The sequence below is a fragment of the Rhodococcus sp. NPDC057297 genome, from assembly GCF_042667435.1.
GTDB lineage: Bacteria > Actinomycetota > Actinomycetes > Mycobacteriales > Mycobacteriaceae > Rhodococcoides.
The window spans coordinates 105985-131920 of the sequence record NZ_JBHUZE010000001.1 but is presented as its reverse complement, the minus strand read 5'-3'; the positions used below and the strand labels follow the sequence as shown (position 1 = coordinate 131920).

At 64.7% G+C, this 25936-nt stretch carries 23 protein-coding genes; 18 read left to right on the top strand and 5 right to left on the bottom strand.

What is annotated here, in order from left to right; genetic code table 11:
- Nucleotides 1–41 precede the first annotated feature (41 nt).
- On the top strand, nucleotides 42–782 hold the full coding sequence (locus ACFULT_RS00575; protein WP_037112542.1) for a 1-acyl-sn-glycerol-3-phosphate acyltransferase: 741 nt from the start codon (nucleotides 42–44) through the stop codon (nucleotides 780–782).
- A gap of 4 nt (nucleotides 783–786) precedes the next feature.
- Nucleotides 787–1524: a 1-acyl-sn-glycerol-3-phosphate acyltransferase gene (locus ACFULT_RS00570; RefSeq protein WP_037112543.1), complete on the top strand. Its 738-nt coding sequence runs from the start codon at nucleotides 787–789 to the stop codon at nucleotides 1522–1524.
- A gap of 19 nt (nucleotides 1525–1543) precedes the next feature.
- On the opposite strand, the gene ACFULT_RS00565 is transcribed toward ACFULT_RS00570, so the two are convergent.
- Together ACFULT_RS00565 and ACFULT_RS00560 are read right to left on the bottom strand one after the other, a co-directional pair.
- Nucleotides 1544–2287 (bottom strand): CPBP family intramembrane glutamic endopeptidase, encoded by a 744-nt coding sequence (locus ACFULT_RS00565; protein ID WP_019667113.1) that lies wholly within the window; start codon nucleotides 2285–2287, stop codon nucleotides 1544–1546.
- Nucleotides 2288–2319: 32 nt separating this feature from the next.
- The gene (locus ACFULT_RS00560; protein WP_378480338.1) at nucleotides 2320–3417 is read right to left on the bottom strand and encodes an RNA polymerase sigma factor; all 1098 of its coding nucleotides are present in this window, start codon (nucleotides 3415–3417) and stop codon (nucleotides 2320–2322) included.
- 76 nt (nucleotides 3418–3493) lie between these two features.
- On the opposite strand from ACFULT_RS00560, the gene ACFULT_RS00555 reads away from it, so the two are divergent.
- Complete coding sequence (locus ACFULT_RS00555) at nucleotides 3494–4327, top strand: HAD family hydrolase (protein ID WP_378480337.1); 834 nt, start codon at nucleotides 3494–3496, stop codon at nucleotides 4325–4327.
- A gap of 146 nt (nucleotides 4328–4473) precedes the next feature.
- Here the strand turns inward: ACFULT_RS00555 and ACFULT_RS00550 are convergent, their stop codons facing one another.
- The gene (locus ACFULT_RS00550; protein ID WP_378480336.1) at nucleotides 4474–5346 is read right to left on the bottom strand and encodes an aldo/keto reductase family oxidoreductase; all 873 of its coding nucleotides are present in this window, start codon (nucleotides 5344–5346) and stop codon (nucleotides 4474–4476) included.
- Nucleotides 5347–5477: 131 nt separating this feature from the next.
- Between ACFULT_RS00550 and ACFULT_RS00545 the strand changes: the two genes are divergently transcribed.
- The gene (locus ACFULT_RS00545) at nucleotides 5478–5903 is read left to right on the top strand and encodes a winged helix-turn-helix transcriptional regulator (RefSeq protein ID WP_378480335.1); all 426 of its coding nucleotides are present in this window, start codon (nucleotides 5478–5480) and stop codon (nucleotides 5901–5903) included.
- A gap of 277 nt (nucleotides 5904–6180) precedes the next feature.
- On the opposite strand, the gene ACFULT_RS00540 is transcribed toward ACFULT_RS00545, so the two are convergent.
- Complete coding sequence (locus tag ACFULT_RS00540; protein ID WP_033189346.1) at nucleotides 6181–6669, bottom strand: nuclear transport factor 2 family protein; 489 nt, start codon at nucleotides 6667–6669, stop codon at nucleotides 6181–6183.
- A 142-nt stretch (nucleotides 6670–6811) separates the two neighbouring features.
- Here ACFULT_RS00540 and ACFULT_RS00535 point away from each other — a divergent pair, with 142 nt between their 5' ends.
- Nucleotides 6812–7405 carry a TetR/AcrR family transcriptional regulator gene (locus ACFULT_RS00535; protein WP_378480334.1) on the top strand — a complete coding sequence of 198 codons (594 nt, stop codon included), beginning with the start codon at nucleotides 6812–6814 and terminating at the stop codon, nucleotides 7403–7405.
- 305 nt (nucleotides 7406–7710) lie between these two features.
- Here ACFULT_RS00535 and ACFULT_RS00530 read toward each other — a convergent pair whose 3' ends face one another.
- The gene (locus ACFULT_RS00530) at nucleotides 7711–9786 is read right to left on the bottom strand and encodes an N-acetylmuramoyl-L-alanine amidase (RefSeq protein ID WP_378480333.1); all 2076 of its coding nucleotides are present in this window, start codon (nucleotides 9784–9786) and stop codon (nucleotides 7711–7713) included.
- A 193-nt stretch (nucleotides 9787–9979) separates the two neighbouring features.
- Between ACFULT_RS00530 and ACFULT_RS00525 the strand changes: the two genes are divergently transcribed.
- The 13 genes from ACFULT_RS00525 to ACFULT_RS00465 all read left to right on the top strand — a co-directional run bounded on the left by ACFULT_RS00525 (nucleotide 9980) and on the right by ACFULT_RS00465 (nucleotide 25723).
- A complete protein-coding gene (locus ACFULT_RS00525; RefSeq protein ID WP_378480332.1) occupies nucleotides 9980–10846 on the top strand; it encodes a cobalt-precorrin-4/precorrin-4 C(11)-methyltransferase in 867 nt (288 codons plus the stop codon).
- A complete protein-coding gene (gene cobF / locus ACFULT_RS00520; RefSeq protein WP_037112553.1) occupies nucleotides 10843–11577 on the top strand; it encodes a precorrin-6A synthase (deacetylating) in 735 nt (244 codons plus the stop codon). The genes ACFULT_RS00525 and cobF overlap by 4 nt, the downstream gene beginning before the upstream one ends.
- A gap of 147 nt (nucleotides 11578–11724) precedes the next feature.
- Complete coding sequence (gene glf / locus ACFULT_RS00515; RefSeq protein WP_371828887.1) at nucleotides 11725–12984, top strand: UDP-galactopyranose mutase; 1260 nt, start codon at nucleotides 11725–11727, stop codon at nucleotides 12982–12984.
- Nucleotides 12981–14888, top strand: a complete 1908-nt coding sequence (locus ACFULT_RS00510; protein ID WP_378480331.1) for a glycosyltransferase — start codon at nucleotides 12981–12983, stop codon at nucleotides 14886–14888. The genes glf and ACFULT_RS00510 overlap by 4 nt, the downstream gene beginning before the upstream one ends.
- Nucleotides 14866–15402 (top strand): phosphatase PAP2 family protein, encoded by a 537-nt coding sequence (locus ACFULT_RS00505; protein ID WP_052059503.1) that lies wholly within the window; start codon nucleotides 14866–14868, stop codon nucleotides 15400–15402. The genes ACFULT_RS00510 and ACFULT_RS00505 overlap by 23 nt, the downstream gene beginning before the upstream one ends.
- A complete protein-coding gene (locus tag ACFULT_RS00500) occupies nucleotides 15399–16307 on the top strand; it encodes a decaprenyl-phosphate phosphoribosyltransferase (protein WP_037112557.1) in 909 nt (302 codons plus the stop codon). The genes ACFULT_RS00505 and ACFULT_RS00500 overlap by 4 nt, the downstream gene beginning before the upstream one ends.
- A complete protein-coding gene (gene zomB, locus ACFULT_RS00495) occupies nucleotides 16282–18144 on the top strand; it encodes a flagellar motor control protein ZomB (RefSeq protein ID WP_037112559.1) in 1863 nt (620 codons plus the stop codon). The genes ACFULT_RS00500 and zomB overlap by 26 nt, the downstream gene beginning before the upstream one ends.
- A gap of 226 nt (nucleotides 18145–18370) precedes the next feature.
- A complete protein-coding gene (locus tag ACFULT_RS00490; RefSeq protein ID WP_170945219.1) occupies nucleotides 18371–19363 on the top strand; it encodes an alpha/beta hydrolase family protein in 993 nt (330 codons plus the stop codon).
- Nucleotides 19364–19678: 315 nt separating this feature from the next.
- The gene (locus tag ACFULT_RS00485; protein ID WP_176459975.1) at nucleotides 19679–20692 is read left to right on the top strand and encodes an alpha/beta hydrolase family protein; all 1014 of its coding nucleotides are present in this window, start codon (nucleotides 19679–19681) and stop codon (nucleotides 20690–20692) included.
- A gap of 329 nt (nucleotides 20693–21021) precedes the next feature.
- Nucleotides 21022–22851 (top strand): alpha/beta hydrolase-fold protein, encoded by a 1830-nt coding sequence (locus ACFULT_RS00480; protein ID WP_037112562.1) that lies wholly within the window; start codon nucleotides 21022–21024, stop codon nucleotides 22849–22851.
- Nucleotides 22852–23004: 153 nt separating this feature from the next.
- On the top strand, nucleotides 23005–23547 hold the full coding sequence (locus ACFULT_RS00475; RefSeq protein WP_037112563.1) for a DUF732 domain-containing protein: 543 nt from the start codon (nucleotides 23005–23007) through the stop codon (nucleotides 23545–23547).
- Between the two features lie 11 nt (nucleotides 23548–23558).
- Nucleotides 23559–24527 carry a cutinase family protein gene (locus ACFULT_RS00470; RefSeq protein ID WP_378480330.1) on the top strand — a complete coding sequence of 323 codons (969 nt, stop codon included), beginning with the start codon at nucleotides 23559–23561 and terminating at the stop codon, nucleotides 24525–24527.
- Nucleotides 24528–24703: 176 nt separating this feature from the next.
- Entirely contained in the window at nucleotides 24704–25723 is a 1020-nt protein-coding gene (locus ACFULT_RS00465) for an LLM class F420-dependent oxidoreductase (protein WP_052059505.1), read from the top strand.
- Nucleotides 25724–25936: the final 213 nt, after the last annotated feature.

Sequence of the window (25936 nt, the reverse complement as noted above, 5' to 3'; positions counted from 1 at the left end):
GTTCTTCTCGCGACCGCCCGATACGACTACGCTAGCCGACTGTGGAACCCGTCTACCGAACTGTCATCGGCATCGCCCGCGTCGTCTTCGCGTCCCAAGGCCTGAAGTTCGAGGTGGAGGGGGAGGAGAACATTCCTGCCAGTGGCGGCGCGGTCATCGCCGTCAACCACACCGGGTACCTGGACTTCACCTATGCCGGGCTGCCGCCCCGGCGGGTGAAGCGGTACATCCGGTTCATGGCCAAGAAGGAAGTGTTCGACAACAAGATTTCCGGTCCCATCATGCGGTCCCTGAAGCACATTCCTGTCGATCGCGGCGCCGGCGCGGAGTCCTACAAGGCCGCGGTCGCTGATCTACGCAAGGGCGAGCTGGTCGGGGTGTATCCGGAAGCGACCATCAGCCGCAGCTTCGAGATCAAGGAATTCAAGTCGGGCGCGGCACGCATGGCCATCGAGGCAGGTGTTCCCATCATCCCGACGGTCATCTGGGGTGCGCAGCGCGTCTGGACCAAAGGATTCCCCAAGAGGCTGGGCCGCACCAACACTCCTATCCGCATCGCCGTCGGCGCGCCGCTGGAGCCTGTCGGCCCGGCGAACGAGCTGACCGAGAAGCTGCATTCCACGATGAAAGAGATGCTGCTGACACTGCAGGACGGATACCCGCACGAGCAGGGTGCGTACTGGGTGCCGGCACGCCTCGGTGGCAGCGCTCCGACACTCGAAGAAGCGGACAAGCTCGACGCCGCGGACGCGGCAGCAAGAAAGGCGAAAAGGGAGGGCTGACGCCATGTCGCGCGAACCGGTGTATGCCGCGTTGACCGGGCTGGTTCGTGCGATCACCGCTGTGCAGGGCCTACGCATCACCTATCGGGGAACCGAGAACATTCCGCGAAGTGGTGGCGTCGTACTCGCCGTCAACCACACCGGGTACCTCGACTTCATGCAGGTCGGACTCGTTGCGCGCCAAGGTAAGCGACGAGTTCGCTACATGATGAAGAAGGAACTCGGGCGCAATCCCGTCGTCGGGTTCCTGATGCGTCACTGCAAAGCGATCGGAGTCGACCGCGCAGCCGGAGCCGAGTCGTATGCCGCTGCCGTGCAGTCGCTTCGGGACGGTGAGCTCGTCTGCGTGTACCCGGAGGCCACCATCAGCAGAAGCTTCGAGCTGAAGCAGTTCAAATCGGGCGCAGCGCGGATGGCGCTGGAAGCGAACGTTCCGGTAGTTCCGGTCGCCATCTGGGGGTCGCAGCGCATCATGACCAAGGACATGCCGAAAGCTTTGGGCAGACACAACTTTCCCGTGCACATCGCCGTCGGACAAGCAATTGCGCCGCACGGAACCCCCGACGAACTCACCACAGCCCTGCGCAGTGGACTGGAAAGCGCTCTCGGCGCGGCGCAGCAAGGTTACGAGCACCCGGCAGGTGCCCGGTGGGTACCCGCACGATTGGGCGGCAGCGCACCCACCCTCGACGAAGCAGCGATCATCGAAGCGGACGAAAAGGCCCGGAGGGCGAAGGAATAGTCGACTGTCCCTCGACTGCTCAGCTGGTCGAGGCGTGCCAGACCAACGCAGCGGCGAGGGCGCCGAGGCCGTTGAGGGACCAGTGCAAGGCAATGGGAGCGATGAGGCTGCCGCTCCGGTTGCGAAGCCAGGTGAACACGAATCCCGCCGCAGCTGTCGCGATCACCGCCCCGACGATGCCGACGACCTGGCCGAACAGTCCGCCGCCGAGGAAGTTGCTGAAGCCGGTGTTGTTGGCGGTGAGGCCGAGCGACGACGCGATGTGCCAGAGGCCGAACAGCAGCGAGCCGGCCGCGAACACTCCGCGCGCCCCGTAGATCCGTCCCAGGGTGCCGTGCAGAACGCCGCGGAAGGCGAGTTCCTCCGGGATGACGGTCTGCAGCGGGATGACGATCATCGACGCGACCAGCGCGGCCGAGATGGTTGCGTATCGATCGGCCATGAAGAACGGCCGTGTGATCGGCAACAGTGCGCCGATCGCAATGACAGCGAGGACCAGCCCCACGGCTGCGAGAGCGTAGATCGAACCGGTCTTCCACTGCTTGGGCGACAGACCGAGCTCGGACCAGCCCAGACCCCGGCGCCTGGTCAAGGCGACGAGAACGACCGCGGCGATCGGGACCGTCGCGATGCTGGCCCACACCGTCGTGAAATGCGCGATGAGGTTCGTTGCGATCAACACGAGCACGACGACGGCAACGTCGAGATACGCGTGGAATCCGCGCCAGCGAGCCGCCCTCGCAGCATCTTGCGTCATGAGCATCCCGCCGAGTGTACGGATCGATGCTGAGAAACTCAGCCGTTCTCGGGCTGCGGTTGGGTCGTCGTGGTGACGGGAGCGTTCGACGTCGTCGAGGTGGGTTCGGTCGTCGTGACGGGTGGCTCGGTGGTCGTCACCGGTGGGGCAGTCGTCGTCGGCACTACGGCAGTGGTGGTGACGGGCGCCGGTGCGGGAGGTACGACGACGGGGGCAGGCGCTTCCGGGACCACGGTGTTGACCTGGGCGGGGGTAGTCGTCGGCGGCGCGGGCGACGGGGACGGCGATTCGCTCGTCGTGGCGGGGATGGTCCTCGGGACGGGGCCGGGCGCGACGTCGACCTGCGCCGGTGCCGTCGGGCGGCTCGCGGGCTCTGCCACCAGGAATCCGATCCCCGCCGCGATCAGCAGAGCAGATCCGGCCGCCGCCGCCCACACGACCTTCCCGGAGGCCGGACCATGCGTCGGGAAGCCGTGTCGGTCGGTCCGATCGAGGGTGGTCGTATTCACGACGACCCCCATCTCGGAGTCGGTCAATATCTTCTCGCGCAGGCCGAACGGCGCGGTTGCCAGCGGGAAAAGCCTGAGAATCGCGGCCGCTCCGGCGACGCGAATCCGGCCGGTGCCGGTCGAACGCTCGAGCTCCTCGCGCGCGCGCGAGATCAGGGTCGACGCGCGATGCGTCCCGATCCCCAGCACGGCGGCGACCTCGGCGTCGGCGAGACCGTGGCGAATGCTCAGGTCGAGGACTTCACGATGCTCGGGGCTGGAGGTCGCTGCCGCCGTCGCGACGACCTCCTGAACGGACCGTTCCTCGTCGGTGGCGTCGGACGCGATCGTGGATCTGAAGTCACACCGGTCGCGGCGTCGCCGAGGCAGGCATTCGCCCCGTGCGATCGCGTACAACCAGGATCGGAATCGTTCCGGATCGCGAAGGACGGAGATCCGCCTTGCTGCGATCAGCATCGCGTCGTGAACGACGTCGGCAGCGGCGTCCTCGTCGGCCAGCATTGCCTTCGCGTAGCTGAACAGGTGGCCGGAATGCCTGTCGTACGCGTCGCCGAGGCCCGGAAGTTCGCCTGCGACCAGCGCCGCAACGATCCGAGCGTCGGGCGAGTCCTCGGACACCCCGGGCATCGTCGGCTCCCTCCCTCGTCGGTTCGCAAGTCTAAGGGACCCAGCGGCGGGCACTGCCGGAGCCATCTCAGGCACAATGACCTCGATGCCTACCACCAGCCGCGCACCCCGCCTCGTCGCCAGTGATGTCGACGGAACGCTCCTCGACCACCGCGAGAAGGTCACCGAGCGCACCCGACGCGCTGTACTGGCGATGGTCGAGGACGGCACACCGTTCGTGCTGTCGACGGGTCGCCCGCCGCGCTGGATTCCACCCGTCGTCGATCAACTGGGCTTCGCGCCCATGTGCGTCTGCGCGAACGGCGCCGTGATCTACGACGCCGGCACCGACAGAATCATCGACGCCGAGGTTCTGACGGGCGAGACGCTGCGCTGGCTCGCGGATCTCGCGTACGAGGCCCTGCCCGGGTGCGGGCTGGCCGCGGAACGCGTCGGCGAAACAGCGCACGACGCTGCGACACCGCAGTTCGTCAGCTCGCCCGGCTACGAACACGCATGGCTCAACCCCGACAACACCGAAGTGTCGTTGGCGGAGGTCATCGACGTCCCTGCCGTGAAACTGCTGATCCGGCTCTCCAGCGCGTCCAGCGGGGACATGGTCTCCGCTTTGGCACCTCTCCTCGACGGCCGGGCCGACATCACCTTCTCCACCGACAACGGACTAATCGAACTCTCCGCACCCGGCGTGACCAAAGCATCGGGCCTCGCCCTCGTCGCCGAACGCTTGAGCGTCCCCGCCGCCGACATCGCCGCATTCGGCGACATGCCCAACGACGTCCCCATGCTTCGAATGGCCGGCCTGGGCGTCGCAATGGGCAACGCACACCCCGAAGCAGCTGCAGCGGCCGACGAAATCACCACAACCAACGCCGACGACGGCGTGGCAAGGGTCCTCGAACGCTGGTGGTGACCTCCGTCGCCCAGGCTTCGGGACTTCGCGCTACCGCGACACCGAGCCTGGCCGGTCTCGTCGCTCCCGCACAATCACCGCCGGCATCGTCCCCACCTGGAGGTGGGCGCGTCGGGCGCTGGAGTTTCCGCCCGCGGCCGGCGCGATCAGCCGCTGATGCCGTCGAGTTCAGCGACGTCCTGATCGGACAGTGTCAGTGCGGCACCGGTGATGTTCTCCGTCAGGTGCGCAACTTTGGACGTACCCGGGATGAGCAGAATGTTGTCCGACCGCTGTAGTAACCAGGCAAGTGCGACGCCCATCGGTGTTGAATCGAGTCTTGTTGCGACAGAGGACAGGGCGTCAGCCTGCAGAGGTGTGAATCCACCCAAGGGGAAGAAGGGAACGTAGGCAATGCCGTCCGCGGCAAGGTCATCGATCAGAGCGTCGTCCGATCGGTTGGCGAGGTTGTACATGTTCTGTACACACACGATCGGCGTGACCGTCCGAGCCTCGGCCACCTGGTCTGCGGTGACATTGCTGACCCCGAGATGGGTGATCAGTCCCTCCTGCTGGAGTTCGGCGAGAGTCTCCATGGCCTCTCCGATCGAACCGGACTGCGGCCCATCGGCGTCGCCCATGCGCATGTTCACCAGATCGAGGCGATCCACACCCAGGTCTACGAGGTTCTCGTGGACCTGCTTACGGAGATCGTCGGGCGTGCGAGCGGTGGGCCATCCGCCCGCACTGTCGCGGTTCGCTCCGACCTTGGTGGCGATGAGAACCGAGTCAGGGTAGGGGCTGAGCGCGTCACGGATCAGCTCATTGGTGACGTGGGGGCCGTAGGCCGCACTGGTATCGATGTGAGTGATGCCCTGCTCGACTGCTTCACGTAGGACTGCGAGTGCACCGTGGCGATCGGCTGGAGGTCCCATCACCCAGGGACCTGAGAGCTGCATGGCGCCATAACCGAAGCGAGTGACAGCGCGGTCGCCGAGGCTCCAGGTGCCACCGGGAAGTGTGGTGGAGTTCGTAGTCATCGGTCTGCCTTCCTTCTTTCTGGTGCGGGGTAGCGTTCGCCCCCCATGTGATCCAGTATTGGAGAGCAACTCTCTGATGGGAAGTACGCACCTGAGGGTGCGTAGCCCACCGCACGTGAAATGAGATCCTCGTGGCCACTACCACTGCTGCCCAGAAGCGCGACCGAGACAAGAACGCCTACAACGCAATGCTCGCGGCATGCCCGAGCCGTCAATTGCTGGATCGGCTCTCCGACAAATGGGTTGTGCTGGTCCTGTGCGCGCTCGGGGGCGATGGACCGGACGGCACAGCACACCCGGCAGCTCTCCGATATTCGGAGCTTTCTCGCATCATCGCCGGAGTCAGCGAGAAGATGCTTACCCAGACACTGCGATCTCTGGAACGAGACGGGCTGATCACCCGAAAGGTCACACCGACCGTACCCGTCACGGTCGACTACGACATGACCGAACTCGGCATTTCACTCCACCACACCGCCCGCCACCTCAGAACTTGGGCACAGGACAATATGGATGCTGTCCAATCCAACCGAAGAAATTATGACGGCAATCGCTGACCGGTGCCGTCGACATCGTGACGTCGCACTGTGAAGTGCACTCGGTGAATGCGCAGTGAGATGAATTGCCCGATACTTCTGAAATCGGCGGACTTCCGCTGTTCGTCGAAGTATCGGGCAATCCATTGCATCGGGCGTGTACGAATGCGGATTTGACCCCCCGACGGGAGCGAACGTGGCGTTCGGTCACTCCAAGTGATCGAACGGTTCATTCAGTCGCCCTCGCCTCGACGGTTGGCTGGTGCGCGGGCGGAGCGGAACGCGGCGCATCAGGTGGTCACAAGCCGAGGTCGGACAGGCTCGGATGCTCTGCCGGTCGCGGTGCATTCCGGTCCCAGAAGAACTTGCGCTCGCTTTCGTCGATCGGTACGTCGTTGATGCTTGCGTGGCGGTGCGTCATCAGGCCGTCCTTGTCGAAGAGCCAATTCTCGTTGCCGTAGGCTCGAAACCACTGACGCGAATCATCCTGATACTCATAGGCGAAGCGGACGGCAATGCGGTCGTCACTGTGCGCCCACAGTTCCTTGATGAGGCGGTACTCGTGCTCGTGGTTCCATTTACCGCTCAGGAATTCGACGATCTGCGCACGGCCGGTCACGAAAACGGACCGATTCCGCCAGACGCTGTCGATCGAGTAGGCCAGCGCAACCACCTCGGGATCTCGGCTGTTCCAGGCATTTTCGGCCAGCCTGACTTTCTGCACCGCTGATTCGTCGGTGAACGGCGGAACCGGTGGCTTCGTGGTGGTTTCCACATTTGCGGTCATTGATCGTCCTTTGCTTCAAGGGTTGGTCGAGGTGCTCTGCCCATGTAGACAACGCTGTCTACATGACAAGAACGTACGCCATGTAGACAGACTTGTCCACATGCATGTGGCGCCGGTGGACAGATTTGTCTACTCTTGCGACGTGAGCATCTCCCAGACTCTTGATCCGCAGGTCGACGTGTCGGCCCTCCCCGCTCGGGAGCGCATACTGGCCACCGCGTATCGGCTGTTCTACCGCGAAGGAATACGAGCAACCGGTGTGGACAAAGTGATCGCGGAGGCAGGTGTCACAAAGGTGACCTTCTATCGCCACTTCCCAAGCAAAGACACGCTGATCCTGGCGTTCCTGGACCTACGGCATCGGCGTTGGATGGAGTGGTTCGTCGACGCGTTGGACCGCTACGCTGCAGGCAACCGTCGCAGGCCCGTGGTGGTCTCGGCAGTCGAGGAGTGGCTGACCTCGGATACCTTCCGAGGATGCGCCTTCATCAACAGTGTCAACGAGATCGGGGCTGAACTGCCGGAGGTGCACGAGATCGCCACTCGCCACAAGGCGGATATGGTCGGGGCTATCAAAGCGACACTTCCGCAGGGCCCGAACCGAACCCGCGCGGCACAAGCGCTCGCAGTGGCGATCGATGGTGCTGTTGTACAAGCTCAGTGCCAGCTCGACGCCACATCGGCAGTCAAGGCTCTGACGACGATCGCGTCGACGCTGCTGCCGGAAGGCAGGTAGCTGAGCGGCGCCGGTGCATGCGCAGTGAGATGAATTGCCCGATACTTCCGAAATCGGCGGACTTCCGCTATTCGTCGAAGTATCGGGCAATCCATTGCATCGGGCGCGTACGAATGCGGGTGTCGCCCCCCGGACGGGAGCGAACGTGGCGTTCAGTCACTTCAAGTGACCGAACGGTTCATTCGGTCATCGGTTCATTCGGTCATCGGTGGGGTCGGTCATCGGTGGGGTCGGTGGGGGAGGGGCGGAGACTAGTCGAGCGGCGATTCGTGGATCGGAATCGCCGCTCGACTGTGGGTGGTGATTTACGGGACCGGTGCGGGCTCCGGGGCCGGGGCCGGCTCGATCGGGGCTGCGACGGGGTTCTGCATCTGCTGCTCGTAGGTGTCGTTGTAGGTCTTGATGACCGTGGTGACGATGCCGGTGAGCTCGTTGAAGATCAGTGAACCGTTTTCGAAGTCGGTGCGCAGACCCTCGGGGACGCGGTACTCGTCGGTGGTCGGCAAGCCGAGTTCGCCGTTCTCTCCGCCGAGTGCCATGAACTGTTCGAAGATCTTTCCGATCACTGCAACAGCCTGGCCGGCAAGGGAAGTGAAGATCGAGCCGTTGGCGAACTGGGCGGCCTCTCCGCCGCCCTTGACCTGAACGAGGCCACTGACGGGTGTACCGAGGGTGCCGGTTTCGCCGCCGGACGCCAGCCACTTCTGGGCGATGGGGTTGGAACTGGCGAGACGGACCAACTCGTCGACGAGTCCTGGAATGTTCTCTCCCAGCGTGCTGCTCGCATCGGAGGTGGGTACGGACGAGTCGGAGTTGACCTCGGTGTCCGTGCTGTCGGACGGTGCCGGGGCGGTGTCGACGCTTCCGCCGCCTCCGAGGTTGGCGGCGGCAATGTCGCGGATTTCGTCCATCCGGGCGTAGGCACCGTCACCGGGGCATGCGGTGTTGCCGACGTCGCGGTGCGCGAAGATGACCGGCAGGTCGACGCTCTGGCCCTTGCCGACGAACGTGAAGTTGGTGCCTTCGCTCGTCATCGTCGTTTCACCGTGTGGGTCGAGACCTGCTTTGCCCAAACGCCATCCGAGGAACTTGCCCACCGAATCGAGGGTCTCGGTCGACGGTGCTTCGCTGGAGTAGTCGCCCATCATCGCGATGCCCATGGTGTTCTCGTTGAAGCCACCGGCGTGCGCGCCCTGGACGGGACGGTCCAGTCCACCTGCGCGGCCTTCGAAGATCTGACCGTACTTGTCGACGAGCACGTTGTAGCCGACGTCGCACCAGCCGAGCGTCTGTGCATGGTAGGCGTAGATGGCTCGCACGATCTCGGCCGATTCGTTCTTGGAGTAGTCGTTGCTGCCCGCGGTGTGGTGCACCGTCGCGCCGCCGAGGAAGTCGTCGTACGTCGGTGTGGCGCAACGAATCGACTCGTCGGCGCCCCACTGCGACCGCGAAATGACCTTCGGTCCTGCGTTGCCTGCGACTGGAGTCGCGATGTCGGAGAGTGCAGAGTCGGCGGGGGAGCTGCCGGGTTGGATCAGTACGGCGCTGATGTCGGCCAGCGCATCTGCCACCGGGGTCTCTTGCTGGCGCAGCGGCTTCGAGACCGACGCCGGGGTGTATCCCAGCTCCTGCTCCGGTGCGGGGGCCGCAGCAGGTGCTGGGGCAGGTGCCGCTTCGGGTGCCGGCGCTGCCGGAGTGGCGGGCGGTGTCAGGAGAAGCTGAACGGCTTTCGTGGCTCCGACGAAGATGGGCTCGGTGCCCTTCTTGTCCGGCTCGGCCGCCACGTCGCTGGCTGCGGTGTCGATCGGCTCGGTTGCGATCCACGGGCCCCAGGACCCGTCGTCGAGCTGGCGACGAACCTGCGCGACGGCACCGTCCACGGCGGTCGACGTCAACGCGACCATGCTGAACGGATCGTCCTGACGCAGTTCCTTCACGACCGCTCCGAGCGGGGCGCCCGGGTCGTCGCCGGCCGGGGGAGAAGCAGGCGGGGCGATCGGGGCCGCGACGTCGTTGCGGCCCGGCACCGGCGCCTGAGCCGACGGGCTCGTCGGGGACGGCACGGTGATGCCGGGGATTTCGGGAATCTGGATCGGCGGGATGGTGATGTTGTCCGGAAGCGGCAGGTACTTCAGATCGGACAGGCGCAGGTCGGGCAACGGCAGACCCGTCAATTCCTGCAGAGGAATGACGATGTCCGGTGCCGCAGTCAGTGCTGTTTCGACGATCTTGGTCGGCACGGTCACAGGGGTGGTCTCGTTTGCCGATCGAACATCGGTGGACGCGGAGTCGCCGGAAATGCTGTAGACCGCCACGGGACTCGCGACGGCCAGCAAGGCGACAGCGCCGAGAACGATCGACGGCTTCGTTCGACGGTGCAAGGCGGTACTCCCTGGTTGTTGGTGCGTGCCTGTCCGACACGATTCGAACAGGCTTGCGAATTGCTTCGAGGTTGACTACTCTTCTGTCACAGGAGTCACATCAACCTCATCCGACACAAGGCTAAACCTTAGCTTGAGAGTTAGCCAGCTCATGGATTGACCGGCCCGCGGCGCGTCGGCATAGGTTTGTTCCGTGACTGTTCACTTCATCGGTGCGGGACCGGGCGCAGCAGATCTGCTGACGCTGCGAGCCGTCGAGCATCTGCGCACCAGCCCGGTATGCGTTTATGCAGGTACCTACATAGATGACGCGATTCTGGACCATTGCCCTCCGGGCGCCCGGAAAGTCGATACCGCGAAGCTCGACCTGGATCGGATCACTGCGGAACTCGTCGGCGCGCACGAGCGCGGGGAAGACGTCGCACGGCTGTGCTCGGGTGATCCATCTCTCTACTCGGCGCTCGCCGAGCAGTCCGCGCGTCTCGACGAAGCGGGTGTTCCGTGGGACGTCACGCCGGGTGTGCCCGCGTACGCGGCTGCTGCGGCCGAGTTGCGCGTCGAGCTCACGGTCCCGGAGATAGCGCAGTCGGTGGTGCTGACTCGAGCTCACGCCCGTTCGACGGCGATGCCCGACGGCGAGAAGCTGGCCGCGTTCGCAGCGACCGGATCGACGCTCGCGCTGCATCTGGGGATCACGCGCACGAGGCAGCTCGCCGACGAGCTGGCGGGGTACTACGGTGCCGACTGCCCGGCCGCCGTCGTCTTCCACGCCAGCAAGCCGGACCAGTTGACGTTGACGGGCACCCTCGCCGACATCGCGGATCAGGTCGACGCCGCAGGTCTGAAACAAGCAGCGGTGATTCTGGTCGGCCCGGCCCTCGGCCGTACTCCCGGACGGGAACGACCCGAAAGGCCAGGAGTGGAGCCTGCGGAACGACCCGAAAGGCCAGGAGTGGAGCCTGCGGAACGACCCGAAAGGCCAGGAGTGGAGCCTGCGGAACGACCCGAGAGGCTTGCTGTGGAGTCTCATTTGTACGACGTGAACCGAGCCAGGACATGAAGGTCCATCTCGTCGGTGTCGGTGGCGGGCATCCGGATCAGGTGACGGTGCAGGCGATCGAGAAGCTCCAGCAGGTGGATGTCTTTCTCGTTGCCGACAAGGGCGACGGAGTCGGCGATCTGGCGGAGGCGCGGACGGAGATTCTGCGGCGCCATGTGACGGGGGACTACCGGGTCGTTCAGGTGCCGGACCCGGCGCGGGATCGAACGCCGAGTGACTACGGCACGGCGGTGACCGACTGGCACGAGGCCCGGGCGCACGCGTACCGGGAGGTCCTGGACGGCCTGCCGTCGGACACTGTCGTGGGTTTTCTGGTGTGGGGTGACCCGTCGCTCTACGACAGCACTATTCGTGTCGTCGAGCAATTGGGCGTGGAGTTCGACGTCACGCCAGGTGTGAGCAGTGTGTCGATGCTGGCGGCGTCGCATCGCATCGTGCTGAACCGCATCGGTGGACCGATCGTGATCACCACCGGCCGGGCCTTGCAGAAGGACGTCGCGGCGGGGGCGGACAACCTCGTCGTGATGCTCGACGGCGGCCTGGCCTGCCGGGAGCTGGTCGGATCGCGGCCGTGGGACATCTACTGGGGTGCCAACCTGGGAACGGAAGATGAAAAGTTGGTGGCGGGCGTTCTCGACGACGTGGTCGACGAGATCGTGTCGATCCGGGCCGAGCTGAAGGCTCGACACGGCTGGGTGATGGATATCTACGTACTGCGTGCTCGGCGCTGACGAGTACCTGCGGGGTCTTTCGGGAGTGACCATGGGAGGCCGGGAGCGGAGCCTGCAGGAGTGACCATAGGAAGTCGGGAGCGGAGCCTGCAGGAGTGACCATGGGAAGTCGGGAGCGGAGCCTGCAGGAGTGACCATGGGAAGTGAATGCTCGGCTGTCGGATACCCTGGTTGCCCGTGACTGCTGTAAGCCCTGAGCCCACCTCATCCGATGCATCCGTGACCGGCCGATTCGACCTGATCGTCGTCGGATCGGGGTTCTTCGGCCTGACCGTGGCGGAGCGTGCAGCGTCCCAGCTGGGCAAGCGCGTGCTCGTGTTGGATCGTCGCCACCACCTGGGCGGTAATGCCTATTCGGAGGCGGAGCCGGAGACGGGTATCGAGATCCACAAGTACGGTGCCCACTTGTTCCACACCTCGAACAAGCGTGTGTGGGAGTACGTCAACAAGTTCACGGAGTTCACCAGCTATCAGCACCGTGTGTTCGCGATGCACAAGGGTCAGTCGTACCAGTTCCCGATGGGGCTGGGCCTTATTTCTCAGTTCTTCGGCAAGTACTACTCGCCGGCGGAGGCTCGAGCTCTCATCGAGGAGCAGTCCAGCGAGTTCGACGCGAAGGATGCGCAGAACCTCGAGGAGAAGGCCATCTCGCTGATCGGCCGCCCTCTGTACGAGGCGTTCATCCGTGACTACACGGCGAAGCAGTGGCAGACCGATCCGAAGAATCTGCCCGCGGGCAACATCACGCGCCTGCCGGTGCGTTACAACTTCGACAATCGCTACTTCAACGACACCTACGAGGGCCTTCCTGTGGACGGGTACACCGCGTGGCTCGAGAACATGGCGGCCAGTGACCTCATCGAGGTTCGTCTGAACACCGATTGGTTCGACGTCCGCGAGGAACTGACGAAGGAAAGCCCGGACGCGCCGATCGTCTACACCGGCCCGTTGGATGCGTACTTCGACTACTCGGAGGGCGAACTGGGTTGGCGCACACTCGATTTCGAGACAGAGGTGCTGCCGACGGGTGACTTCCAGGGCACGCCGGTGATGAACTACAACGACGGCGACGTTGGTTACACCCGCATCCACGAGTTCCGTCACTTCCACCCCGAGCGGGAGTACCCGGCCGACAAGACGGTCATCATGCGCGAGTTCTCTCGGTTCGCCGAGAGCGGCGACGAGCCGTACTACCCCATCAACACCCCCGACGACCGGCAGAAGCTCGAGGCGTACCGGAATCGCGCCAAGGCCGAAACCGCGTCGAACAAGGTGCTGTTCGGAGGCCGGCTCGGCACCTACCAATACCTGGACATGCACATGGCCATCGCCAGTGCGCTGAACCTGTACGACAACACGCTCGCACCGCATTTCGAGACCGGTGCGTCGCTGGCGGGGGACAAATGACGGCCAAACATCTGCTCGACGACGGAATCGCCGACGTAGCACCTGTTCTCGGTAAATCACTGCTGCAGCGGATTCTGCTGCCGCGGTCCGGGGAGCCGCTCGACGTACGAACCCTGTACCTCGAAGAAGCCAAAACCAATGCCCGACGGGCACACTCGGTCTCGCGTACGTCCGTCGCCATCGGTGCGGAGTCCGAGGTGTCCTTCGCGACGTACTTCAATGCGTTCCCGGCGAGCTACTGGCGTCGCTACAGCATCCTGAAGTCCGTCGTGCTGCGTGTCGAGGTTTCCGGGCACTGCCGAGTCGACGTCTACCGGTCGAAGGCCGATGCGTCGCGCATTCACGTCGAAGGCCGCGAAGTGACCCCGAGCGATGCGGCGCAGGAATTCGAGATCGACCTCGGTCCCTTCGAGGACGGTGGCTGGATCTGGTTCGACATCACTTCCGACTCCGAGGTCGTCCTCGAGAGCGCCGGCTGGTACGCGCCGATCGACGCGCCGGGGGAGGCGAGCGTCGCCGTCGGCATCCCGACGTTCAACCGGCCCACCGACGCGGTGAAAGCCCTTGTCGCGCTTGGCTCGGACCCGCTGGTCCTCGACGTCGTCGAGGCCGTCATCATGCCGGACCAGGGCACCCGCAAAGCCAAGGACGAGCCCGGGTTCGCCGAGGCCGCAGCCGGTCTCGGCGGCAAGTTGGCGGTCCACGATCAAGCGAACCTCGGCGGCTCCGGCGGATACAGCCGCATCATGTACGAGGCGCTGAAGAACACGTCGGCGCAGCACATTCTGTTCATGGACGACGACATCGAGATCGAGCCGGACTCGATCCTGCGTGCGCTCGCGATGTCGCGTTTCGCCAAGGTTCCCACCCTGGTCGGCGGTCAGATGCTGAACCTGCAGGCGCGCAGCCACCTGCACGTCATGGGTGAAGTGATCAATCGCGGCAACTTCATGTGGACCGGCGCTCAGAACGTGGAGTACGACCACGATTTCTCCGAAGACCCGCTGCGCTCGTCGAAGCTGCTGCATCGCCGCATCGACGTCGATTACAACGGCTGGTGGATGTGCATGATCCCGCGCGTCGTCGCCGAGGAGATCGGCCAACCGCTGCCGCTGTTCATCAAGTGGGACGACGCCGAATACGGTTTGCGCGCACGGGAAGCCGGATACCCGACAGTTACCTTGCCGGGTGCCGCGATCTGGCACATGGCGTGGAGCGACAAGGACGACGCCATCGACTGGCAGGCGTACTTCCACCTCCGTAACCGTCTGGTGGTCGCCGCGCTGCACGCTCCGGGCAACGGACGCGGCATCGTGGTCGACACCGTCAAGGCCACCGTCAAGCACCTGCTGTGCCTGGAGTACTCGACGGTCGCGATCCAGAACAAGGCGATCCGCGACTTCCTCGCCGGACCCGAGCACATTCTCGACATCCTTCCGACGTCGCTCGGCGAAGTGCACGCCCTGCGCAAGACCTATCCCGACGCCGTCGTCGTCGGATCCTCGACGGAACTACCGCACGCATCCGGTGAGGAAGTCGGAGCCGTCGGCGAGCCGAAGAATCCGCTCGCGAAGGTCAAGCGCCTCGCATCGGGACTGCTGCACAATGTCCGGCCCGCCCACGAGCGGCACCACGAGCGGCCGCAGCTCAATGTCCCGACGCTCGACGCTCGCTGGTTCCTGCTGTCGCAGGTGGACGGCGTCACCGTCACCACCGCCGACGGGCGAGGGGTCGTCTACCGCCAGCGCGACCGAGACAAGGCAGCAGCGCTGCTGAAGGAAGCGATGTCGCTGCGAGCCGAGCTGTCGCGCCGGTTCCCCGAACTGAAGGGTCGCTACCGCGACGCCGTCCCTCACCTCACCAGTAAGGAAACCTGGGAACGTGTCTTTCGTTACGAGGCGTAAGAACCAGACCGAATCCGCCGCCGAGGTACGCATCCTGTCGGCGATCCAGTCGACGATCGGTGCACAGCCCGGCGTGGTGTCGGTCGCGAGGGGCATGTCCCACTTCGGCGAGCACGCCCTCGGCTGGGTGGCTGTTGCCGGCATCGGTGCCGTCGCCGACCCGGGCCGGCGCAGGCAGTGGGCCGGAGTGGCCGTCGGAGCAGTCGGCGCGCACGCCGCGTCGATAGTCGTCAAGCGTGTCATCAGGCGCCCTCGTCCCAACGATCCGTCGGTGAAGATCAACGTGTCGACACCGAGCAAGCTCAGCTTCCCGTCCTCGCACGCCACGTCGACCACAGCAGCCGCCGTGTTGCTCGGTCGGTTGACGGGGCTACCCTTGCCTGCGGTCCTGGTACCGCCGATGTTGCTGTCGCGGCTGGTGCTCGGCGTGCATTACCCCACAGATGTTCTTGCAGGATCTGCGCTCGGCGCTTTGTCTGCAGCCGCAGTGTGCAAGTTCGAAGGAGACAAATGAGCGAGGAAGCCACCGCCGTCGGAGCGCCACCGAAGAATCTGCTCGACGGTGTGATCAAGGCGCTTCGTCCACGTCAGTGGGTCAAGAACGTTCTCGTTCTCGCGGCGCCGCTCGCCGCTGGTTCGGTGACGCAGGCCGACGTGCTGGCGCCGGTCGCGCTGGCGTTCGTCGTGTTCTGCCTCGCGGCGTCGGGTGTCTACCTCGTCAACGATGCGATGGACGTCGAGGCCGACCGGGCCCACCCCACCAAGCGTTTCCGTCCGATCGCCGCGGGTGTCCTTCCGGTCAACCTCGCGTACGCGATGGCTGTGGTGTGCCTGGGCGGTGCGATCGGCCTCTCGTTCATCGCCAACTGGAAGCTCGCGCTGGTCATCGGCGTCTACATCGCGATCCAGCTGGCGTACTGCTTCGGCCTCAAGCATCAGGCCGTGCTGGACATCTGCATCGTGTCGTCCGGCTTCCTGCTGCGCGCGATCGCCGGTGGCGTCGCCGCGTCGATTCCGCTGTCGCAGTGGTTCCTGTTGATCATGGCGTTCGGTTCGCTGTTCATGGCCGCAGGCAAGCGCTACGCCGAGCTTCAGCTCGCCGAGAGCACCGGCGCGAAGATCCGCAAATCCCTCGAGAACTACACCACCACCTACCTTCGCTTCGTCTGGACGCTCTCCGCCACGGCAGTCGTGATTTGCTATGGATTGTGGGCCTTCGAACAAGACGCCGAGACGAACTCGAACTGGTTCGCCATCTCGATGATTCCGTTCACGATCGCGATCCTGCGCTACGCCGTGGACGTCGACGGTGGGCAGGCCGGTGAGCCCGAAGAGATCGCGCTCGGCGACAGGGTGCTGCAGGTGCTGGCTCTTGCGTGGATCGGAGTAGTCGGTGTCGCTGTATACGTCGCCGGCTGAGGTAGATCAGCAGGCTTCACGCGGGGGCCTGACGAGCAAGGCGATTTTCGCCGTCGGCGTCGTCGTGACGTCGGTGCTCTTCTTCATCGGTGCCTGGGAACGGCGCTGGATCGCCGACGACGGGTTGATCGTCCTCCGCACGGTGCGCAACCTGTTGGCGGGCAACGGGCCTGTGTTCAACGCAGGTGAACGCGTCGAGACGAACACGAGCACCATCTGGACCTACCTGGTGTACGCGGGCAGTTGGCTCAGCGAGGTGCGCCTCGAGTACGTGGTGCTCACGATCGCACTCGTCCTGTCGACTGCCGCCGTCGCGGTGGCCATGATCGGAACGTTCACGCTGCATCGCGCCGGTCGGTGGACCGCCGGCATCACCGCGTTCCTTCCGGCCGGGGTGCTCGTCTACATCGCGGTTCCTCCGGCACGCGATTTCGCGACGTCCGGGCTCGAGACCTGCCTGGTGATCTTCTGGATCGCCGTGCTGTGGTTGCTGATGGTGCGCTGGGCGACCCGGGACACGAGCACCGTGGGCGTGCTGTTCCTGGCGTTCTGGGCCGGCCTCGGCCCGCTGGTGCGTCCGGAGCTGGTGATCTTGTCGGGTTTGTCGCTCGTCATGATCTTCCTGGCTCGACAGAGCTGGCCGAGTCGCATCCTCGTCTTCGCCGTCGCGGGTGCGACGCCTGTGCTGTACCAGATCTGGCGGATGGGCTACTACGGTCTGCCGTATCCCAACACCGCGGTGTCCAAGGATGCGGGCGGAGCCAAGTGGGCGCAGGGTTTCGACTACCTGTGGAACCTGCTCGGCCCGTACATGTTGTGGCTCCCACTGATTCTTCTGGTGCTCGCGGGTGTCGTGTCCGCGTCGCGCCCGACGGTTCCGCGCAGTGTCCGTGACGCGCAGCAATGGCTCCGCAGCCCGACGGCCGTCGTCGCGTTCGTTCTGGTGGGTGGCGTGCTGTCGCTGGTCTACGCAGTGCGCGTCGGCGGCGACTTCATGCATGGACGGACCTTGTTGCCCGCCCTCTTCACGCTTCTCCTGCCGGTCGCAGTCATTCCGCTCCGAGTCCCGACGAGCGTGTCCGACGTCCGGCAGGTGGCCGTCTTCGCCGTCGGAGGTCTCGTATGGGTCACGACGGTCGTCTGGGCGTTCTTCGCGGCGAACACGACGGGTATGCCCGAGGGCTCGATCGTCGGAAGATCGGGCATAGTCGACGAGCGTGCGTTCTACGCGCTCAACACCGGTCACGCGCATCCGATCCTGGCGTCGGACTACCTGGACTATCCGCGCATGCGCGCCATGGTGGAAGCCATCGACAACACCCCGGACGGTGGCCTGCTGCTGCCGAGCGCCCAATTCACCTACTGGGACGTCGTGCCGCCACCGCTGCCGATTCCTCCCGGCGGCGCCGGCCATACGGTGTTCTTCCTCAACCTGGGCATGACCAGCATGAACGTCGGCCTCGACGTGCGCGTGATCGATCAGATGGGTCTTGCATACCCGCTGGCGTCGCACACCGAAAGGTTGGAGAACGGGCGCATCGGCCACGACAAGAACTTGTACCCGGATTGGGTCGTCGCGGATCTCGGGATGGTCGGCGAGCACCCGTACCTGCCGTGGTACATGGACGAGGACTGGGTGACGCAGGCGCGAGTCGCACTGTCCTGCGCGGATACGCAGGAGCTGATCGCGTCGTACCGGGCCCCGCTGACGAAGGAATTGTTCGTTCGTAACATCAAGCGGTCGCTGTTCTACGCCGGATATCGGTTCGATCGCGTTCCCGAGTACGAAATACAACGATGTGGTTTGGAGCCTCCGATTCTGGAAGGTCACAATTAGTCGATCGGGTCGCGTCGCAATCCGTTCGTCGCCAAGATGGGATATCTCATTTCGGTAACGGACAGCGCCTCACGGACGATGTATGCGAAAGATGTGTGTGACTGCCCCTGGTCTGTCGGCCGGGTCGACGCTCTCGATGAGCGTCGAAGGAGGGGCATGACCGCCGAAACGGGTGTTGCGTGCAGAGACTGCACGGTTCACCGACACTGCTGAGAGGTCGAATTGCATGCTGGGTAGAACGAAGAAGGGTGCCGGGGGGCGCCTCCGCCGGATAGCTACATCTCTGGTGATGGCTGTTGCACTGCCGCTCGGTCTGGCCGTGGTCGGAACAGGTGCGACCGCCAGCGCCGCGTTCGATCCCGGTGCCCAGGATTTCTGGACCGATTCGAGCATGGGCCCGATCAAGAGCAGGATCTGGCGTGCGGCCGACGGCAACACCGACCGCGTCGTCTACCTGCTGGACGGACTCCGCGCCACCAACGACATCTCCGGTTGGGAGCACGAGACCGACGCAGGTGCCTACCTTGCGTCGTGGAACATCAATGTCGTTCAGCCCGTCGGTGGGCAGTCCAGCTTCTACTCGGACTGGTACGCGCCGTCGAACTTCAACGGTCAGAAGTCCACGTACAAGTGGGAGACCTTCCTGACGCAGAACCTGCGCTACAACCTGCGGGACCGTCTCGGGTTCAATCCCAACCGCAACGGAGTCGTCGGTATCTCCATGGGCGGAAGCGCGGCTCTGACACTGGCTGCCTACCACCCGGATCAGTTCTCCTACGCCGGTTCGCTGTCCGGGTACCTCAACATCTCGGCACCCGGTATGCGCGAGGCCATGCGAGTGGCGCTGTTGGATTCGGGTCGCTACAACATCGACGCGATGTGGGGACCTCCGTGGGATCCGGCGTGGCTGCGCAACGACCCGTTCGTCTTCGCTCCACGTCTGCGTGACAACGGCACCCGAGTGTGGGTCTTCGCGGGTAGTGGTCTGCCCGGTGGTCTCGACCGCCCGCGCAGCTTCATCGACTACTACAACACCGGTAATGCGATGGGCCTCGAGGCGATCGCACTGGCGAACAGCCGCGCGTTCCAGATTCGCATGGCCAGCATCGGTGCGAACAACGTCACATATGCATTCCCTGCCGTCGGCACCCATCAGTGGGGCTACTGGCAGGAACAGGCACACATCATGGCACCGGACCTCAGCGCCAACATCGGCTGATTCAGCCCGCTCGATACCCGCAGGCCACCTTGTTTGTGAGAAATCACTGGTTTGACAGGGTGGCCTGCGGCGGTCGCGCAGGATAGTGTCACAGTCTGATATCGCCCTCGAAGCAAGCACGAGACCCAGATCACAGTTTTGCTTCGGGGCGAAGGAGTGGAATAACCTCCCTTCGGTGCGTACGTCCACTGGACGTGTGCGCTTCACAACTAGATACCCAAGTACTACGGCCCGACGGGGCCGAAGACAGCCCTGTTGGAATGCCGGGGGCCGCAGACCGCGGAGACCGCAGCAGAACGAGAGAGAGCACGATCCATGCGATTTTCCGGCCCCTCGACAAAGCCGAGTGTGACCAAACGATGGCGGCAGCGACTGCTCGGACTCGGCGCGGCAGCGCTGGTCCTTCCCCTCGCAGCCGGTGTCGTCGGTGGAGCAGCAGCAGTTGCAGCGCCCACCGCGGTCGTGCACAAGGCTCCGGCCGGTGGGCGTGAAGATCTCTGGGTACCGTCCGAGATGGGCCCGATCAAGGTTCAGGTCCAGTGGGCCGCTCGCGGTGGCAACGCCGCCCTCTACTTGCTCGACGGACTCCGCGCCCGCGACGATCGCAACGCGTGGACCTTCGAGACCAACGCCCAGGATCAGTTCGCAGGCGACGACGTCACCCTCGTCATGCCGGTCGGTGGCCAGGCCAGCTTCTACAGTGACTGGTACGCAGCATCGAACCTCAACGGCCAGGAAGTCACCTACAAGTGGGAGACGTTCCTGACGCAAGATCTGCCTGCCTTCCTGGAGGGCTACGGAGTCTCGCGCTCCAACAACGCTGTTCTGGGAATCTCCATGGGCGGCTCGGCTGCACTGACGCTGGCCGCGTACCACCGCGATCAGTTCAAGTTCGCCGGCTCGTTCTCCGGTTACCTCAACATCTCGGCTCCCGGCATGCGAGAAGCCATTCGCGTCGCGATGCTGAGCCAGTCCTGGTTCAACGTCGACTCCATGTGGGGACCTCCGTGGAGCCCGGCATGGCTGCGCAACGACCCGTTCGTCTTCGCACCCGATCTTCGTGGACTGTCGCTGTACGTCTCCGCCGCATCGGGCCTGCCCGGTGAGTTCGACAAGCCGCGCGCCCCGATCGACTTCTACAACACCGCGAACGGCATGGCTCTGGAAGCCCTGGCACTGGCCAACAGCCGCGCATTCCAGGTCCGCCTGGCGACGCTCGGAATTCCGGCTACCTTCAGCTTCCCGAGTAACGGTATCCACAGCTGGCCGTACTGGTCCGCCGAGCTGTTCAAGGCTCGCGGCCAGATCCTCGAGGCTCTGAACGCCTGACCTGTGTTTCGTTCACCGATGCCGTCCTGCCGTGTGCAGGGCGGCATCGGCGCGTTTCCGGCCACGATCAGCGGTGTCATCGGCATCGCGACGATCCCTGATTCACAATTGCACCATCAGTCACAGCGAGCCTCGGCCTGACCGACGCACTTCGCGTGTAGAAATACTTGAGAACTACAAGTCTGCGACTCATGCGTTCGGTGCGGACTTGATCAGGTAATAGAAAGAGAGTCACCACCATGCGTACTGGGTCCAACAAGTTCGGCCGGGGTCGAACGGCCGGAACGGCGGCCTGGCAAGCAAAATCCACGAAAGCAGGAGCTCGCCGGATGGCGACGGCTGCAGTCGTCGCTGCTGCGCTGATCTCCCCGTTCGGAGCCGCAGGCATCGCTCAGGCCGCCCCGACGGCCCTGACCGCCCCGGCGCAGACTCAGCAGGCCCCGTCCGGTGCGAGCGTCACGGCCGTCGACTGGCTGTCCGACCGCCGCGTCGCCCTGTGGATCGACTCCCCGTCGATGGGAACTCCCATCCAGGTTCAGCTCCTGCTCGCTCGCGACTGGAACATCAACCCCCAGGCGACGTTCCCGTCGGTGTGGATGCTCGACGGTCTGCGCGCCACGGACATGGAGAACGGCTGGACGGCCGAGACCGACGCGGAATCCTACTTCGCGGACAAGAACGTCAACGTCGTCCTCCCGGTCGGTGGACAGTCGAGCTTCTACTCGGACTGGGTGGACCAGGACAACGGCAAGAACTACCAGTGGGAGACGTTCCTGACCAAGGAACTCCCGCCGATTCTCGAAAGCAGCTGGCGCACCAACCAGACCCGCGGCGTCGTGGGCCTGTCGATGGGTGGCACCGCTGCGATGTTCCTCGCTGCTCGCAACGAAGGCTTCTTCAAGTTCGCCGGGTCGCTGTCCGGAATGCTGACGACCACGACCCTCGGGATGCCGCAGGCAATCCAGTACGCGATGGCGGACGCCGGTGGCTTCGACTCCAAGGCGATGTGGGGCGCACCGTCGAACGACCTGTGGGCACAACATGATCCGTACCTTCTCGCGGAGAAGCTGAAGGGCATCAGCCTGTACGTCTCGAGCGGCAACGGCGTTGCCGGACCGTACGATCCGCCGTCGGGCATCCCCGGCGTCAGCTCCAACTACGCGGGCATGGGCCTCGAGATTCTGTCCCGCCTCACGTCGCAGACGTTCGCTACCAAGCTCAACAAACTGGGCATCCCCGCTCAGGTGGTCTACCGCCCGTCGGGACTGCACACGTGGGAGTACTGGGAGTTCGAACTCAAGCAACTGTGGCCGCAACTCGCGAGCGCGCTCGATGTCGAGGCGGACAAGCCGTCGTGCAGCGTTGCCGGAGCAATCGGAAACGCCGCTGGAGCGAACTCCTGGCTGGGCGACTGCCTGACGGCGGAGTACAACGTCGCGGGTGGCCGTGCACAGGACTTCCGGTTCGGTCGCGTGTTCTTCAGCCAGGACACCGGCGCCCAGGTCGTAGCCGGAGCCATCGGCGGAAACTACCAGGGCTCGGGTGGGCCGGAGGGGCCCCTCGGCTTCCCGAAGACCGGTGAGTTCGGAACCCCCGACGGCCGCGGACGAGCCAATGCATTCCAGAACGGCATGGTCTACTTCACGCCGCAGACCGGCGCGCACGCCGTACGAGGAGCCATTCTCGACCAGTGGGCACGCCAGGGCTACGAGGCCGGGCCGCTCGGCTACCCGGTGCTGGACGAGGTCGCCACACCGTCGAAGCCCGGCGCGGTCCAGGGATTCGAGATCGGTGCGATGTACTGGAACCCTGATCTCGGTACGCACTCCGTGCAGGGCATGATCCTCGGAAAGTACGGCCAGATCGGCTGGGAGAACGGACCTCTCGGCTTCCCGAAGAGCAGCGAGCTCGGCCCGATCAGGGACGGCGGCAGGTTCAACGAGTTCGAGGGCGGCAACATCTACTGGAGCCCTCTGACCGGCGCCTGGGCGATCCGCAACGGGGAGATCTTCGACGCGTGGAAGAGCGTCGGCTACGAAGCCGGCCGGCTGGGCTACGTCACGAGCGATCAGTTCGAGATGGACGGCGGCGGAATCCAGCAGAACTTCCAGTTCGGCATCATCACGGTCAAGGACGGCAAGGTCACCATCGCGCCGTGACGTCGTGGCACGTCGGCTCCTGCAGGGTCCCTCAGAGTTCTCTCAGTGGCCGTCGGTAGCGTCTCGGTTTGTCGTCGTCCGTCCGGCCGCCCGGTCGTGAACCCATCGACCTCCGGGTCATGGTCCCAACGAAACGTCGAAGGACTTTCCATCATGCGCACTTCTCTTTCCCGGACACTGTCCCTGGCGGTACTGAGCGTCGCGGCGGGCGGCCTGCTCGTCGCCTGCGGTAGCGACGATTCCACCGCGACCGGATCACCGTCCACGTCGTCGACCACCACGGCCGCGGAGACGACCAGCGCGGAGGCAACCTCGTCGGAGGAGACGTCGAGTGCGGCTCCGACGACCAGCCCCGGCGATGCGGCCACCGCACCGCCGGAGCAGCCGCAGCCGGTGCCCGAGGGATTCCCCGGGCCGACGGAAGCGCCCGTCGACGCGCGGGGCCAGGCGTTCCTCGACGAGCTCGAGAAGCAGGGCGTCACCGTTGCGGGTAACGGCGAAATCGCCATCTCGACGGCGTCGTACATCTGCTCCGCCCAGTCCCAGGGCGTGCCGGCCGACGAGATCGCGACGTTCGTGACCGCCAACGTCGGCGTCGAGGCGAGTGCCGCCGGTACGCAGATGTCCGCGGAGCAGGCAGGTGAGACCGCGCAGGTCTACATCGCGTCGGCTCAGAACACCATCTGCAAGGCCTGACGGACACGTCGATGGCCAATCGAACGAAGCGCAAGAGAAGGCTGCTGCCGAAGCTGCTCGCAGTGGTGGTCGTTCTCGGGCTGATCGTCGTCGCCCTGTGGTACCTGCTGGCCGGACGTCTCCCGAAGGAGATCCCGTCGCCTCTGCCGGGGCCAGGGCCCGATCAGCCGCAGTCGCAGCCCGCCGATTGCGCCGACGTCGCGGTCATCGCGATTCCCGGAACGTGGGAGTCGGCCGTCGGCGACGATCCGTACAACCCGACGGCCAACCCCGCGTCCTTGATGCTGAACGTGACCCGCCCGCTGCAGGAACAGTTCGATCCGTCGCGGGCGAGCGTGTACACGGTTCCCTACGTCGCTCAGTTCTCCAACCCGGTCGCGTTCCCGCCGGACGGGCAACAGTCCTACAACAACAGCAGGACCGAGGGCACCGCCGCGGCCAAAGCCGAACTGACTCGCGTCAGCGATCGCTGCCCGTTGACGAGCTACGTTCTCGCAGGCTTCTCGCAGGGTGCGGTCATCGCCGGGGACATCGCCGCCGACATCGGCGCGGGCAACGGCCCCGTCGCCGCGGACAAGGTCCTCGGTGTCACGTTGATCGCCGACGGTAGGCGCGACGGCACGTCGGGAACAAATATCGGACCGCCCGTCGACGGCGTCGGTGCCGAGGTCGCGCTCGGTGGTCTCGACCTTCCGGGAATCACGATGACGGGTGCGCGTCCGGACGGTTTCGGAGCGCTGAACGACCGCGTGAATCAGATCTGCGCGGCGGGCGACCTCATCTGTGCGGCACCCTCGGAAGGGTTGTCGCTGCGCAACATTCCGCAGAGCATCGGCATCCTCGCGGGTGCGGCAGGCAACCCCGTCCACGCGTCGTACAACTCGTTCGTCGTCGACGATGCAGGCACGACGTCGACGCAGTGGACGGCGGGCTGGGCGGCCGGGTTGATCTCGTCGGCGCCGGAGATTCCGCACTCCTGACGCACCCCGTGTAGTTCTCACAAGGTCGCCTCGGGGCACCTGAGGAATACGCACAAAGGTGGTCCCGGCTTACCCCGCGAAGTGTATTCCCATGTCGTGAGCAGATAGAGTGGCGCCTTGGACCAGCTGGCGATTGGCGCTGGGCACCACCGATGACCGCACGAGGAGACCTATACATGTGTTCTGCCCAGGCCCCCGATCTGCCCGCAGAAGGGCACGTCACGGCACTGCGCAAGTTCCGATTCGCGGCAGGCGGAGAAGGCAACGCGGAGGAGGGCGGGGCGCGTAAGTTCGTCAAGCTGGCTCAGCAGGCGGAGGAGCTCGGGTACGACAGCTTCATGATCCCCGATCACCTGGGCAACCAGGTCGGGCCGATCGCTGCGCTGGGAGCCCTGGCCGTCGCGACCGACAAGATCAGGCTCGGTACGGCTGTCCTCGCCAACGGCTTCCGGCATCCGGCGATTCTCGCCAAGGATGCCGCCACCATCGACGTACTGTCCGGCGGTCGGCTCGAGCTCGGTCTCGGCGCAGGTTGGATGCGCGACGAGTACGACAAGGCGGGCATCCAGTACGACAGGCCCGGTATCCGTATCGAGAAGCTCGAGGAGAGCCTCGAGATCCTCGACACCTTGCTGCGCGGCAAGGAGTGCAATTTCGAGGGCAAGCACTTCCAGATCTCCGGACTCAAGGGCAGCCCTCGTCCGCGGCAGGGACCTCGTCCTCCTATCTGCGTCGGTGGCGGCGGCCCCCGGATGCTGGCGCTCGCGGCCAAGTACGCGGACATCATCTCGGTGGTTCCGGCCAGTACGAAGGAAGGCAAGCTCAAGCTCTCCGGTATGACACTCGAGCAGACCCTCGAGCGCGTCGAGCTCATTCGCGCAGCGGCCGGGGATCGCTTCGACGAGATCGAACTGAACTGGGCCATCACGACCATCGTCGTCACCGACGATCGTGAGCAGATGGCGGAGATGGCGCTCGCCGCATTGGACAACGGATATCCGCCCAACGTCGACGTCGACGTGAAGCTGAGCGTCGAGGACATCTTGACGTCGCCGTACCTCGCATTCGGGACATACGAGGAGATCGCAGATCAAATCCGTAACGTTCGCGCGAAAACGACGATGTCCTATGTCGGGGTTTTCCCCACTCAGATGGAAGCGTTCGCTCCGGTCATCGACCTGTTGAAAGGCGAGTGACCGAAGGACGTGTCTTCCGGGCATGCGCCGCCGTTTCGGAGGAGCATGAGGAAGACAGCAAGTATTTGCCGTGAGGCAAGCTACCAGCTAGTAATATTCACGCAGTTCGGGTGCGAGTCGTGAGTGAAAAGGAAGTCGGGGCGCGGGCCGAAAGAGCTCCGGGGCGCCAGCTTCGGGAAGCGCAATCGCAGCGGACACCGTCGGAGGAGAAAC